Genomic DNA, 13,590 nt, shown 5'->3' on the forward strand with positions numbered 1-13,590 from the left:
GACAACATGACCCGCCGCCTCACCGGCGAATCAACACCCACCTGGCGAGGCACCTGAACCCGACATCATGGAACTCACGAGATCAAACGCCCTCTGACGGGAGGCGAGATGCGCATTCTTCTGGTCACCCACCGGTTCGCGGGAGAGGAAGCCGGCGGGACGGAAATCCTGGCCGACGACCTCGCCCGGGCCCTGATGGCGCGAGGCTTGGACGTCGCGTGGCTGGCGGCCGACGACCCGCCACCGCAGCAGCGACGCACCGCGGCCGAGTACATCAGCGTGCCCGCGGTCTTCGCACACGACTACCCGGTTGGCTGGCGCGCCCAAGAGGCTCAGCAGGCAGCGCGCATCGAGCAGTTGCTCGCCTCGCGACCTGCCGTCGACCTCGTCCACGTCCTGCACTTCAGCCGCATCGGCCTGGCGTTCCTCGACACCGCGCCGCTGCGGAACGTACCGGTCGTCTCGACGCTGACCGACTACACCGCCGTCTGCCCCGACCACCAACTCCTCGTGCGCTCCACCGGTGGCCAGTGCACCAGCACCGCGCCCTCTACCAGCTGCTTGGGATGCCTGGGCTCGCCGAGTGCAGCAGCTGGGGACGTGGAGTCGTGGCGGGCCCGCAATGCCGCGTGGCTGAACGGACGGGTGCGGGCGCTGTGGACGCAGACACCGCACCAGGCTGTGGAGCTCGCCATGGCCGGCGTCGTGGTGAACAAGATGGTCCGGGACCGGGCCTGCTACGGGCTACCCGACAGCTGGCAGTCGCTGGCCGAGAGCAGCGCCAGCGGCGAGTACCTGCTGTTCCTTGGCCGATGCTCACCCGAGAAGGGCCTCCACGTCCTGCTCGACGCCCTCGCGGACAGCCGGGTCGAGCTGCCGGTCCTGGTCGCAACGGTGCCGGACGACGCCGCTTACGAGAAACGAATGCGCCTGGTCGCCGCAGCCGACCGGCGGGTGCGCTGGCTTCCTCCACTCTCCCGCTCCGACGTAGGACCGGTGCTGGCCGGCGCCCGGGCGCTGCTGGTGCCCTCGCAGTGGTGGGAGAACCATCCGATCGTGGCGCACGAGGCCCATGCCCTGGGCGTGCCGGTGTGGTCCTCGGCGGTGCCATCCATGCGCCACCTCACGGACGACGAGGGCGTCCACCTCGTCGAACAGTACGCCGACCCGGCTTCATGGAGACAGGCGATCGATGTGGCGGCTGGATGCCAGGAGCTGCGGGTGCCGTCGTTCAGCCGCCGGGCGTCGGCGTTCGAGGCGTTCGTCGACGAGACGGTCTCCGTCTACCGGAAGGAGGTGACCAGGTGATGCCCGAACAGGTGCCTTCGATCGTGGTGCCGGAGCGCTTTCGGAAGTTCCTCGTCACCGACGACTTCGACCGCTACGGGCTCGAACCGGGCCGGCCGACGCCAACTCCCCAGTACCTGCAGGTGGAACTCACCGACCTGTGCAACCTCTCCTGCGCCGGATGCGTTCGGGCGGTGCACGACAGCAGTGGCGGGCACCTGTCCCTGGACGCCTTCGTTGCGCTGCTCGAGCAGCTGCCCGATCTTGGCCACGTGTCCTTCGTCGGTGCCGGCAAGGCGCTGATCGTCCGCGACTTCGCCTCCTTCGTCCAGGCGTGTACCGACCGGTCCGTGTTCACCTCGACGAACACCAACGGCCTGCTCGTGCGCCGTCGTCTCCAGCCGGTCCTCGACGCCGGACTGGGCCCGCTCGCCGTCAGCGTCGACGGCGCCGACGATGCCGCGCTCGGGCGGATGCGCTCCGGCCTGCGCGGATCCCAACTGTCCACCGCGCTGCGCGAGGCCGCGGAGATGACACGCCACCGCGACACCGCACTGTCGGCCGCGGTGACGCTCTCCACCGCTAACCTCGACCAGTTCCCGGCGATCGTCGACTTCGTCGCGGACCACGGCGTCACGCGCATCAGTGTGGAGAGCCTGCACCACTGGGGCGAGGACAAGACCCTCAACACCGAGTCTCTGTTCGCGATCGCACCATCGCAGGTCGTGCCGCACCTGGAGGCCGGCCTCGCCCGCGCCGACGAGCTGGGTCTGCAGCTGTCGATCTTCGACTACTCCCGGCTGGCGGGCCCGGCCGCCGGCCGAGCCGTGTGCCCTTGGCCGTGGGACGCCAGCTACATCACCAAGGACGGCGACGTCACGCCGTGCTGCATCCACATGGAGTCCTCACCCCACAATGTGCTCGGCAACATCCACCAGTCGCCGATGGCCGAGATCTGGACCTCGAAGCCGTACGGGGCTCTGCGGGACTCCTTCGTCTCCCAGGCCCCTGCCTGGTCCTCGTGCGAAGGCTGCGTTTACCGAATGGAGTTCGGACGTGTCTGATACCCATCCGCCCGCCCTCCTGGGCAACCGCCCGACCGAGGACAGTCGGCGGCTGCTGCACCGGGCGGTCGACCTCGGCCTCGACTTCGCCTCCGGAGCCTTACGCGACGACCTCGTCCTGCGGCACGCGACCGTCAGCGAGCTCATCGACCGCTTCGCCCGCCCGCTCCCCCAGGACGGCGGAAACACCGAGCAGTTCTTCGAGGCCCTGACCGAGATCGCCAGGTGGTCGATCTCCCAGGCGGACCCGCGCTACCTCGCGTTCCCCGACACCGGCGACAGCATCGCCGCGCTCGCGGCCGACATCGTCGCGTCCTTCCTCAACCAGAACCTGATCGCCTACGACCGCAGCGCTCCCGCCGCCAACGTGATCGAGGCCCAGCTGATCACCTGGCTCCGGGAACTCATCGGCTACCCGGTCACAACTCTGGCCGACTACCAAGGACTGGCATCGCTCGGCGGCATATGGACCTCCGGCGGCAACATGAGCAACCACATCGCCATCGCCGCCGCCCTCGCCCACACCTACCCCGAGATCCGCACCACCGGCCTGCGGGCACTGCCCGAGCAGCCAGTGATCCTGCTGGCTGGCGGAGTCGAGCACTTCTCCTACCTCGCCGCCGCACAGGCCCTCGGCTTGGGCACCGACGGACTGCTCTGGGCGGACGCCACCCCGGAGTTCACCAGCGACCCCGCCTCCGTCGCCCGCCTGCTGGCCTCGTCGCCTCCGGGAAAGCGGATCTTCATGGTCGTCGGCGTCGCCGGCAACTGCCGCACCACCGGCATCGACGACCTGCAGGCCCTCGCCGAGCTGAGTGAGCAGCACAACGTGTGGTTCCACGTGGACGCCTGCCACGGCGGCAGCCTGCTGTTCTCCGAGAAGCTCAAGGTCCGGCTCGCCGGAATCGAGCACGCCGACTCGGTCGCCCTCGACCCGCACAAGGGCCTGTTCGTCAGCTACCCCTCCAGCTACGTCCTCTTCCGCGCCCCTGCCGCACTCGGCCGCTTCGCCCGCTACCCGGACCGCGCCGACGACCCCGACTGCCTCGACCTCGGCCTGATCACCCCGTTCTACGGCTCCCGCGGCTTCGAATCGCTCAAGCTCTGGGCACTGATCAAGCATCAAGGCGTCGACGGCATCGGCCGACTCGTCGAAGACCGTCAGGCCACCTTCCAGAAGATGGTCGACCTGCTCGAACGCACCGGCTGCCTCCGAATGCTCGGCACTTCCGACTTCTACCGGTGCGCCTTCGTCTTCCTCCCCACCCTGGTCGCCGAAGCCCTCGAACTGGCCGCCCTGCCAGCCGCGCACCACGGTATGGTGCGCGACCTCATCTCCCGCTACACCGCCGCCTTCGCCAACCGCCTGTACCGTGCTGGCACGGTCGTCTTCGATCTCTTCGCGCTGCAGGACCTCGCCGACCGCCTCGGCAGCGGCGCCAAGTACCAGGTCATGGGGATGTGCGTGGGCCACCCGCACGTCCCCGACGAGATCGAGCACGGAATCGAGCAGGACATCACCGAAGCGGCACGCGACCTCACCGGCCGCATGCTGGAAGACCTCGGCGCCCTGCTCACGTCCACGGACCCGACCGCCAGCACCCCGGGGCCGGACGTGACCGGACCGGCGGGCTGGTGACCGCCGTGACCTATCCACCCGCGTTCACGATCGCCTACCTCGTCCACAGCGACGTCGAACTTCTGCGCCGCACCATCCCCAGCACCCTGGACGCCCTGACCCGCGGCACCCGCCACCCGTACGACCTGGTGCTCGTCGTAGACGGGGCAGAAAGCGCCCCGGCCGACGAGATCGTCGAACTCGCCCACAGCACCTGGGGCTTCGACGAAGTGCGGCTGCGCTGGCGCACCCGCCACCGGGCCTCCGGCGACCAGGCGAACAACATCCACACCCACTTCGTCAGCGACAAGAGCCGCTTCCTGATCACGATCGAAGGCGATGTCGTCGCCTTCCGCGACCCGAACGCCACCGATGTCCTCGCCGAGATCGCCGAGACGTTCGACCAGTGCCCCCAGCTCGCGCTCGCACAGCGCATCGACGACCATGACTGCTGGCAGTGGAAGCTCGAAGAGGCTGGCCCGCCGCTGAGCGACCGGGCCCGCTCGGTCAACCGCGTCTCCTCCCACTTCCTGATCTACGACACCCAGCGGGCCCGCCCCGTCATGGCCGCGGCCGGCGGCGTCCCCGGCGACCGGTTCCACGACGACGGCCGGCGCTGGATGAACTACGAGGACTGGCTCTCCCACACCTTCGCCCAGCCCGCCGGCCTCGGAATCGGCTACCTGCACCGCCTCCCGCTCCGGGTCTTCCACTGCGACGAGAAGACCGAGCCCGGTTCCGCCCACTACCGCCGTGACATCGCCACCCGCCTGCGTGTCTTCGCCGAACGCGAGCGCGCCGTGAAGGAGGAACTCGGTGCCTGACCACCGTCTCGTCCCCTCGCCCGTGTTCCTCCTCTCCCCGATCCGCTCCGGATCGACCCTGCTGCGCTGCCTGCTCGGATCCCACCCCGCCGTCCACGCCCCGCACGAACTCCACCTCGCCGGCTACACCGTGGCCGTCGACGACGAGTTCACCGACCTGTCCATGCGCACCCTCGGCCTCAACCACACCGACCTCGAGCACCTGCTCTGGGACCGCCTGCTCCACCACCAACTCACCGAGGCCGGCAAGACCGTGCTCGTCGAAAAGTCCCCGGGCAACGTGTTCATCTGGCAACGCCTCGCCGCCTGCTGGCCCCAGGCCCGCTACATCGTCTTGCGCCGCCACCCGGTCGCCATCGCCGACTCCATCCGCCGCGCCGGCGACGCCAACGACATCGCCGAAGCCGCCGTCACCCTCGACAAGTTCGCCACCGCCCTCGACGAAGCCGCAGCCAACCTGCCGGACGCCGTCCACGTCACCTACGAGCAACTGACCGCCGACCCCGAAGCCACCTGCAAGGCCCTGTGCGAGCACATCGGCATCCCCTGGGATCCGAGCATGCTCGACTACGGCCGTCACGACCACGGCCCCTTCGTCTACGGCATCGGCGACTGGTCACCCCAGATCGCCTCCGGCCGCATCCAGGCCGCCACCCCGCCGCCGCCGGGGGACGGCGTCCCGCTGCTGCTCAACTCCTGGTGCCAGAAGTGGGGTTACGCCCCATGAGCCAGCCGCGATCATCAACCGTCTTCTGGCTCCTCGGACTGCCGGCCTCCGGCAAGACCACCCTCGCTCGCCACCTCCTCGACTACCTCAGCACCGAGCACGGCGCCGACTGCGGGCTCTACGACGCGGACGTCGAACGCGCCACCGGCGTCCTGCGAGATCTGGACTGGTCACCCTCCGACCGCATCGCCACGATCCGCGCCCTCGCGCACGCAGCCGGCCAGCACCAGGTCGGCATCGTCACCCTGGTGACCTCCACCGAGGCGGAGCGCCAGCTCGCCGCAGACCTCCTCGGAGAACGCCTCCGCCTCATCCACGTCCACGCACCCGAACCGGTGCGCCACGCCCGCGACGCCCTCCGCACCGTCCGCGCCTACCGAACCAACCCGGCCCCGGACGCACCGGAGCTGTCCTGGTCCGATCCCGAACAGCCCGCGCTGGCGCTGGACACCACGGCCCCGCTCAGCACCACCGCGAACGCCCTTGCAACTTCGCCGCTACCGCCCTCGCGAACGCCGCTTCCCCATAGACGCTGGTCAAGCAGCAGTCGGGAGATGCGGCATCGATCCGGCTCGTACGGGTGCCGCCTGCCGGCCGTCGTGCGAGGCGGCGCCACGCCCGATGCGACCGCCCCTAGCCTTCTCCGCCACCGCGATGAACGCCAGCTCGGAGAAGAAGAAACCGCCCAGCTGGTCCGCCTCGCACACCGCGGCGTACCACGCCTCGACCTCTTCAGGGGCGACCGAACCCCGACCATGCTTGGCGGCCGACAACAGAGCCTTCCGAATCTGGTCAACCCGATCCTTCGCATGCCCCGTGAACTCGGTCGACCACGCCAGCAACGGCTCGACGCCGACGAGCTCCAGCGGACTGCAGGCGAGGAGCAGCCCCAGCTTGCGTCCGATCCTGCCGTCCGCGTGATCCATCCAGCTCTGCGCATCGTCCGCGAACGCGTGACACACCCGCCGATCGAGATCGGCGCCCGCGCCCGCGATGACCATCGAGTCGAAGTCGACGTGCGCGATGACCGCCCGCCCTCCAGGGCGAAGGACCCGCGCCACCTCGGCCAGCATCTCCAGCGGGTCCGGCAGGCACTCGATGGTGTTGTACGACAAGACGACGTCCACGCTCGTATCGGAGCACGGGAGAGGGTCGCGCAGATCAGCAACGATCGTCGCCGTCGACCCCTTGTGGCCTGCCAGAGCCGCGTGGACCTGGTGCAGCGACTCCGCCGAACGGTCGATCCCCACGAGGGAAGCCTGCGGCGCTATCCGACTGACAGCCCGCAGCGTCGGTCCCGCCCCGCAGCCGAGATCAACAACAACCTGGTCGGGATCTTGTGGGCCGGCAAGCTCCGCAAGGCGCGTGTGGATCGGCTCAGCACTGTTGGACACGGCACTGCCCTCCTCCCCTGTCCGCGCCAGAGCCCGAGATGGCGGCACCAATAGTTCAGGTTTGCACCATATGACAGAGTTCGGGATGTCTCATCCCGAGAAAGGGAACCCACCATCCGTGGACCGCCCCTTCGAGCCGCCGTCCACGCCAGCCCCAGTGCTGGGGCCGGAACGACCATTCCAGTTGCTCCGGGGGCCGCGTCCGGCGCGCGCCGCAAGCGCGCTTCACTGCTCCCTGGGGCCATCCGGTGCAACCGCCTGGCAGCTCCCAGCCTGGCGCACCGGCGCGGCCGAAGGCCGCCGCAGCGCATTCCCGTCCCACGGGCTGCTCGATAGACGCGAAAAACTCCCCAAGGATCCGGCACGCCGAATGACTGCTGCGCACCAGAAATCCGACGCTCCGCGCGCAGGATCTCGGGAGGTCACCGAACTACAACGCTCATTGTTCGACGCTCATAAAATCGCGCCGTCGCACCGCAAGAAGAAGCCGCCGAATTCGCCAACCCGCCCCTTTGTTCGCTTTCCAAAGGGATCGCCGCAGCTCACAGGCACAGGTGGTCGCACAGTTCGCTTCCTCCGCGCCATGGTCCGCTCCCTGCCGCGCCAGGGCGCCACGGCGTGATGCTTGCGGCAGTCCGATCACACAAGGAGCGAATCCCATGAGCCTGACCGATCCCCAGCGCGGACGCGTCTACCGGCGCTGCGGCTGCCGCGACGCCGCCGGACGCCAGTACGGCGCCCGCTGCCCGATACTGAACACCCAGCCCGAGCACGGCCGCTGGGCCTACGCCGTCGACCTGCCCAGCACCTCCGGCAAGCGCGAGACCCGCCGCCGCAGCGGCTTCCCCGACGAGAACACGGCCCTGACCGCCCTGCAGCGATTCCTGGCGGCAGAGCGCACCGGAATCACGCTGGACGAGACCCTGACCGTCGCCGAGTACCTGACCGAGTGGCTGCTCTCCAAACAGGACGTCCTCAAGGCCACCACCTACGCCGGCTACCACCGCCACGTCCACCACGACCTCATACCCGCCTTCGGCTCCCTGCCCCTGAACGCCCTGCGCGACCGACACGTCACCACCTGGTCCCGCAAACAGCTGGCCGCCGGCCGCGGACGCCCCACCGTCCACCGCTGCTGCACCATCCTCTCCAGCGCCATGAACGCCGCCGTCAGCGCCGACCTGCTGGCCCGCAATCCCGCCCGCAACGCCGCGCTCAAGCGTCCCGCCGCACCCGAGCGCCGGTGCTGGACACCGCAGCAGGCATCCGCTTTCCTCCACCACAACACCGAGACCTACAACGACGTCTACGCCGACATCTTCGAGGTCATCCTCGGCACCGGAATGCGCCGCGGCGAGGTCCTCGGTCTGCACTGGCCCGAAGTCCACTTTCGCCAGCGCGTCCTGTTCGTACGCTGGACCCTCGCATCGATCAACAACGCCCGCCTGCACCTGCAAGCGCCCAAGACCCGCGCCAGCCGCAACTGGGTCAGCCTCTCCCCCCGCGTCACGGCCGCACTGCGCCGCCAGGCCACCCGCCATCGCGGCATGCATCCCGACCAGCCCCGCCTGAACGGCATGGTCTTCACCCGCCCGGACGGCAAGCCCGTCAGCCCCGAACGGCTCCTGCACACCCTGCGCCAACGCTCAGCCGAGATCGGCCTGCCCAAGATCGGCCTTCACGACCTGCGCCACACCGCCGCCACCATCATGATCAGTTCCCAGGTGCCGCTCGCCGTCGTCTCCAAGACCCTGCGGCACTCCACCCTGGCCACCACCGTCAACATCTACGGCCACCTGCTCCCCCAAGCCGCCCGCGAAGCCGTCACCGCTCTCGCCGACGCGCTCGATCGAGCCGACCTCCCACGCGAGACCACCTGACGCCACATCAGGAGTCGCGATCACCCTGCGACCACGCGGCCCCCGGAAACGACTGAGAGCGGGTGCCTGGTTTCCCAAGTACCCGCTCTCACAACCGACTTCACAGTCGGGACGACAGGATTTGAACCTGCGACCCCTTGACCCCCAGTCAAGTGCGCTACCAAGCTGCGCCACGTCCCGTGGTCTCGGTGCCTGCAGCGGGGCCCGGGGGGCTCTACTGTGGGCTTCTCGACCTTGTCTCCGGTTGTCCCGGCGACGTGGAAAACAATACAGCACGTCGGGGGGTGCTCGCTGCCAGGTTCTGGGGGCGGGTGGGTCAGGGGGTGGGGTGGCGGGCGTCGTAGGTGAGGAAGGCGGGGCGGCGGGCGGCGAGGAGGAGGACCGCGGCGACGCAGGCGAGGCCGCCGGTGATCACGGAGGTGGCGGGGTTGGTGAGGGCGGCGACGCTGCCGGACTCGAAGTCCCCGAGGCGGGGGCCGCCGGCGACGACCACGATGAAGATCCCCTGGAGGCGGCCGCGCATCTCGTCCGGGGCCGCGACCTGCATCATCGTGTTGCGGAAGATCATGCTGACGGTGTCGGCGCAGCCCGCGACCGCGAGCAACAGGAGGCCGAGCCAGAGGTTGTGGAGGGCGCCGAAGGCCGCGATGGCGAGGCCCCAGGCGGTGACGGCGGCGAGGACGGCGACGCCCTGGCGGTGCACGCGGCCGACCCAGCCTGAGAAGAGCGCGCCGATCAGGGCGCCGACGGCCGGGGCGGAGACCAGCAGGCCGACGGTGCCGGCGTCGCCGCCGTAGAAGGTGACCGCGATGGCGGGGAAGAGGGCGCGCGGCATGCCGAAGACCATGGCGGCCAGGTCGGCGAGGAAGCTGGTGCGCAGGTTGGGCTGCTCGCGCAGGAAACGGAGGCCGTCGAGGACGGAGGCGCGGCCCTTGCGCTCGCCGAGCGGCCGCATGGCGGGCAGGCGCCACATCGCGTAGAGGGTGGCGGTGAAGGCGACGGTGTCGACCAGATAGGCGGCTTGGGCGCCGTACGCGCCGATGAGGACGCCGCCGAGCATCGGGCCGACGGTGAGGCCGAGGTTCATGCTGACGGTGTTCAGGGCGTTCGCCGCCGGGAGCTGGTGGCTGGGCACCAGGCGGGGGATCATCGCGGAGCGGGCGGGGGAGCTGATCGCGAAGAAGCCGGCCTGGACGGCGACGGCGGCGTAGAGGACGGCGACCAGGCCGAGGCCGGCCAGGGCCTGCACGGCCAGGACGGCGGAGACGACGGCCAGGCCGGCCGAGCCGAGCAGGCCCAGCCGGCGCCGGTCGACGGTGTCGGCGATGGCGCCGCCGTAGAGGCCGAAGGCGACCAGCGGAACGAGGGAGAAGATGCCGACGAGGCCGGTCGCGAAGGCCGAGCCGGTCAGGTCGTAGACCTGGACGGAGACGGCGACGGCCGTCATCTGCTGGCCTATGGAGGAGACGGCCTGCCCGGCCCAGAGCCGGCGGTAGTCGGGGTTCTCGCGCAGTGGGCTGAGGTCGGCGAACGCCCGCCGGTACCAGGGCGCGTCGGCGGCCGCCTCCGGCGCCGGTCCGTGCCCCGGCCCTGGGGCGGGATCCTGTTCGGGCTCCGCGGCGGTGGGCGGCGTGGAATGTTGATCCTTCGACATAATCCCCATGCTCCGCCCCGCCCCCGGGCGGCCTCGCACCGGGGCCCGGCCGTCGGTCCCGCCCCTGGTCCCCGCCGTGCTCTCCACGTCTGGCGTCGGCGCCGGCCTCGGCGCCTGCCTCGAAGCCCGCCCCGGAGCCGGGCACGGACCCAGTCCCGGAGCCGGCACGGAGCCTGCACGGAGCCCTGCCAGGCGAAGCCCCGGCCCCGTGCGCCCCGCCCCGCCCCGCTCCGGCTCCGGCTCCCGCTCCCGCTACCGGCCGAGCACCTGCTTCTCGCCGGCCTCCACCGCGAAGTCCAGCCGGTTGCCCGGCGGCGGGAACGGGCAGATGAAGTGCTCCGAGAAGGCGCACGGCGGCAGGTACGCCCGGTTGAGGTCGAGGACGGTGCGGCCCTCCGCGTCGGGCGCGGGCAGGGTGATGAAACGGAAGCGGTAGGTGTCGATGCCGCTGGTGGCGTCCGCGATCACCCCGCTGAGCCGGTCGCCCGACCGGCTCACGGTGAGGGTGCGGTGCTCGCCCGCCACCGTGAAGGCGATCTGCCCGGAGACGGCCAGTGGGCGCTCCCGGCCGTCCGCGTTGGGGACCACGACCGACCGCGCGTCGTCGTCCGTGAACGGGGTGAAGACCGCGGGCACGGCCCACTCCGGCGCGTACGGGTAGGCGGAGATGCCGGCGAACGCGACCCGGCGGGGTGCGGCCGGGTCGAAGACCCGCAGGGCGAGCTCGCCCTCGCGCTCGATCGGGACGAGCAGCAGGGCGTCCAGGGTGGCGGTGTCGGCGGCCGGGTCAGTGTCCGGGCGGAGCAGCGCCTCGCCGTCCACCGGTGCGTCGGCGCCGTCGACCGTGATGCCGTCGGACGCCGCCGCCCGGACCCGGACGCCCTCGGCGTCGGCCCACCAGAGCCCGGGCAGGCCGGGGACCTCGGCGGGCTCGGGCTCCAGCCAGTGGGTGCCGGTGAGTGCGAGCTGGCCGTGCAGCGCGCTCACGGACGCCGCCCGGCCGTCGCTCCAGTGCTTCCAGTCCTCCGCGGCCGTCTCCGTCATCGGTCCACCCTCCCGGTCGGTCCGCGGACGGCCCGCGGTTCGGGCCGTCCGTCTCGGTCATTCACAACACCGTCCGTGCGGACGGATCATTCCCGCCGGGCGCGAACCGCCGAAACCGCAACACCGCGGCAACACACCGACACGGAGCACAACACCGGGCACACCGGGGACAACAACAACGGCCACACGGATCAGCCGCCCGGCCCCTGCCCGTCCACCCGCCTGCCCGCCTGCCCGTCCACCCGCCTACCCGTCGCGGCGCTTCAGTGGACGGAACAGCCCCTCCTGCACCACGGACACCACCAGCCGGCCGTGCCGGTCGAAGATCTGCCCGCGGGCCAGGCCGCGCGCGCCGTGGGCGATCGGGGACTCCTGCTGGTAGAGCAGCCAGTCGTCCGTCCGGAACGGCTGGTGGAACCACATCGCGTGGTCGAGCGAGGCCATGTCGAAGTTCCGCTCGCCCCACAGCGGCTCGACCGGGGCGCGGACGGCGTCGAGCAGCGTCATGTCGCTGGCGTAGGTGAGGGCGCAGACGTGGATCAGCGGATCGTCCGGCAGCGGGCCGTTGGTGCGCAGCCAGACGCCGCTGCGTGCCTCGACGCCCTCGAGTTCCTCCGTGGTCCAGCGCAGCCGGTCGACGTAGCGAATGTCGAACGGCTGGCGGCGGCTGATGAAGGGGGGCAGCTCACCGAGTCGGGAGCCGACCTCGTCCAGGGCGCTGGGCAGATCCTCGGGGGCGGCGACCGCCGGCATCGGGAACTGGTGCTCGATGCCGGCCTCCTCGGGTCTGTGGAAGTCCGCGGTGAGCGCGAAGATCGACCGGCCGCCCTGGATGCCGAGCACCCGCCGGGTGGTGAAGGAGCGGCCGTCTCGGATCCGGTCGACCTGGTAAACGATCGGGACGCCGGGGACGCCGGGGCGCAGGAAGTAGGCGTGCAGCGAGTGCACCGGGCGCTCGTCGTCCACCGTGCGCCCCGCCGCCACCAGCGCCTGACCGGCGACCTGGCCGCCGAACGTCCGCTGCAGCGCTTCCTCGGGGCTGCGCCCACGAAAGATGTTGAGTTCGATCTGCTCAAGGTCGAGCAGATCGACAAGGTCGTCGACGGGGGTACCCATGCGCACGCTTCCTCTCCGGACTCCGAACGAATTCTCCAGCTCACTCGAATCCCCTGGCGACCCGGGTCATTCCCGCGCACCGGTCCGGAACGCCCAGTTCACTCGAACGAGTAGACGAGTAGGCGAGTAGGCGAGTAGGCGATCAAACGAGCAAGTGACGGAAGGGACGCCCACCGCCCCGCGGACCCGCCCACTCCGCCTACTCCCCCAGCCCCGACTCCCGCACCGTGATGTTGAGCCGCCCGACCAGCCCCAGCGCCGGATCGGCCGTCCCCGGCAGCGTCCGCACCACCCCGTGGTACGCGAACCGGGACGGGCCCCCGAACACCAGGAGGTCGCCGCCGCGCAGCTCCAGGTCCGTCCACGGCCGGGTCCTGGTCTCGGTGTTCCCGAGCCGGAAGACGCATCCATCGCCCAACGAGAGCGAGACCACCGGCGCGTCCGCCCGCTCGTCGCGGTCCTGGTGGAGGCCCATCTTCGCGCCGTGCGCGTAGTGGTTGACGATCGCGATGTCCGGCGCGTACGAGGCCCCACCCGCGACCTCCGCCAGCGCGTCCCCGTACGCCTCGGCGACGGCCCTGCGCGCCAGCTCCCCGAGCAGCGGCGGGAACGGCTTGACGGGCGCCCCGTCCTCGGCAACCCGCCGGTACCCGTACGGGTACCAGTGCAGGCCCAGGCTCACCATCCGGACGGACATCATCCCGCCGGTGGGCATCCGCACGGCGTGCAGGCCGGCCGGCGGGCGCGCCCACTCCCGGCAGGCGGCGACCAGGCGGCGCTGCGCGTCGAGGTCCAGCCAGCCGGGGAGCAGGACCGCGCCGGGGGCGGGCTCGGAGCGCTCGCGCGCCCCCGCGGACCCGCCCGGATCGCTGAACAGCTCGCCCTGGATCACCCCACCATCCTCCCGCACCGGCACCTGCCGGGCCCAGCCCCGGCCGAAGGCCCGGCCCCGAGGCGGTGCGCAGGACGGCACGCAGGACGG

At 70.9% G+C, this 13,590-nt stretch carries 11 protein-coding genes, 1 tRNA gene and 1 pseudogene; 7 read left to right on the plus strand and 6 right to left on the minus strand.

Annotated features, from left to right (window positions below):
* The first annotated feature begins 108 nt into the window (after nt 1-108).
* From ACWD4P_RS20960 to ACWD4P_RS20985, 6 genes and pseudogenes are all read left to right on the plus strand, one after another.
* Complete coding sequence (locus ACWD4P_RS20960) at nt 109-1,308, plus strand: glycosyltransferase (protein ID WP_359829681.1); 1,200 nt, start codon at nt 109-111, stop codon at nt 1,306-1,308.
* Complete coding sequence (locus ACWD4P_RS20965; RefSeq protein WP_359829682.1) at nt 1,308-2,351, plus strand: radical SAM/SPASM domain-containing protein; 1,044 nt, start codon at nt 1,308-1,310, stop codon at nt 2,349-2,351. Before ACWD4P_RS20960 ends, ACWD4P_RS20965 begins: the two co-directional genes overlap by 1 nt.
* A complete protein-coding gene (locus ACWD4P_RS20970) occupies nt 2,344-3,990 on the plus strand; it encodes a pyridoxal phosphate-dependent decarboxylase family protein (protein WP_359829683.1) in 1,647 nt (548 codons plus the stop codon). The genes ACWD4P_RS20965 and ACWD4P_RS20970 overlap by 8 nt, the downstream gene beginning before the upstream one ends.
* Nucleotides 3,991-3,995: 5 nt before the next feature.
* Nucleotides 3,996-4,793, plus strand: a complete 798-nt coding sequence (locus ACWD4P_RS20975) for a hypothetical protein (protein ID WP_449780566.1) — start codon at nt 3,996-3,998, stop codon at nt 4,791-4,793.
* Nucleotides 4,786-5,520: a sulfotransferase family protein gene (locus tag ACWD4P_RS20980; protein ID WP_359829685.1), complete on the plus strand. Its 735-nt coding sequence runs from the start codon at nt 4,786-4,788 to the stop codon at nt 5,518-5,520. The genes ACWD4P_RS20975 and ACWD4P_RS20980 overlap by 8 nt, the downstream gene beginning before the upstream one ends.
* Nucleotides 5,517-5,813, plus strand: a pseudogene (locus ACWD4P_RS20985) (adenylyl-sulfate kinase); the annotation flags it as partial. The gene ACWD4P_RS20980 and the pseudogene ACWD4P_RS20985, both read left to right, overlap by 4 nt.
* A gap of 243 nt (nt 5,814-6,056) precedes the next feature.
* On the opposite strand, the gene ACWD4P_RS20990 reads toward ACWD4P_RS20985, so the two are convergent.
* Nucleotides 6,057-6,914 carry a methyltransferase domain-containing protein gene (locus ACWD4P_RS20990; RefSeq protein ID WP_449780567.1) on the minus strand — a complete coding sequence of 286 codons (858 nt, stop codon included), beginning with the start codon at nt 6,912-6,914 and terminating at the stop codon, nt 6,057-6,059.
* Between the two features lie 659 nt (nt 6,915-7,573).
* Between ACWD4P_RS20990 and ACWD4P_RS20995 the strand changes: the two genes are divergently transcribed.
* Nucleotides 7,574-8,794, plus strand: a complete 1,221-nt coding sequence (locus ACWD4P_RS20995) for a tyrosine-type recombinase/integrase (protein WP_449780568.1) — start codon at nt 7,574-7,576, stop codon at nt 8,792-8,794.
* A 106-nt stretch (nt 8,795-8,900) separates the two neighbouring features.
* On the opposite strand, the gene ACWD4P_RS21000 is transcribed toward ACWD4P_RS20995, so the two are convergent.
* The 5 genes from ACWD4P_RS21000 to ACWD4P_RS21020 form a co-directional block, all read right to left on the minus strand.
* Nucleotides 8,901-8,974, minus strand: a tRNA-Pro gene (locus ACWD4P_RS21000).
* Nucleotides 8,975-9,110: 136 nt separating this feature from the next.
* The gene (locus tag ACWD4P_RS21005) at nt 9,111-10,448 is read right to left on the minus strand and encodes an MFS transporter (RefSeq protein WP_449780569.1); all 1,338 of its coding nucleotides are present in this window, start codon (nt 10,446-10,448) and stop codon (nt 9,111-9,113) included.
* 252 nt (nt 10,449-10,700) lie between these two features.
* Nucleotides 10,701-11,492, minus strand: a complete 792-nt coding sequence (locus ACWD4P_RS21010) for a DUF1684 domain-containing protein (RefSeq protein WP_359825539.1) — start codon at nt 11,490-11,492, stop codon at nt 10,701-10,703.
* 246 nt (nt 11,493-11,738) lie between these two features.
* Complete coding sequence (locus tag ACWD4P_RS21015) at nt 11,739-12,608, minus strand: acyl-CoA thioesterase (protein ID WP_359825538.1); 870 nt, start codon at nt 12,606-12,608, stop codon at nt 11,739-11,741.
* 199 nt (nt 12,609-12,807) lie between these two features.
* On the minus strand, nt 12,808-13,497 hold the full coding sequence (locus ACWD4P_RS21020) for an alpha-ketoglutarate-dependent dioxygenase AlkB family protein (protein WP_449780586.1): 690 nt from the start codon (nt 13,495-13,497) through the stop codon (nt 12,808-12,810).
* Nucleotides 13,498-13,590: the final 93 nt, after the last annotated feature.

The sequence above is a fragment of the Kitasatospora sp. NPDC002543 genome (genome assembly GCF_053594915.1).